Raw genomic sequence first — 275 nt, 5'->3', positions numbered from 1 at the left:
GTAATATCTACTACTGCTGTTTCACAATCGCCATCCGCATCACAGATCTGATATGTGATTTGATCTGTACCATTGTAATCGCCTGTTGGCGTGTAATCTATCGTATCGTCCGTTGGGTCGTTTGGTGTACCGCCATCGTTTACCGTGGCGGTTCCATTGCTCGCCCCACTGGTGATAGTTATCGTGCCGGTGCTTGGACCATCGCCGCCAAAACTATCGTCATCTAATACTACAATGTTTACTGTATCGTCTTCATCTACACTCGCCGTATCGTC

General features: G+C 47.6%; 1 protein-coding gene. It reads right to left on the bottom strand.

The window, feature by feature from the left end:
- On the bottom strand, positions 1–275 hold a 275-nt coding region (locus LG649_RS16240), incomplete at both ends, for an Ig-like domain-containing protein (RefSeq protein WP_226544845.1).

Origin of the sequence: Neotamlana laminarinivorans, assembly GCF_020523925.1 — a bacterium.
In the GTDB taxonomy this organism is placed as follows: domain Bacteria; phylum Bacteroidota; class Bacteroidia; order Flavobacteriales; family Flavobacteriaceae; genus Neotamlana; species Neotamlana laminarinivorans.
Note: the sequence above shows the minus strand (reverse complement) of the source record. Positions and strands in the feature narration are given on the sequence as shown.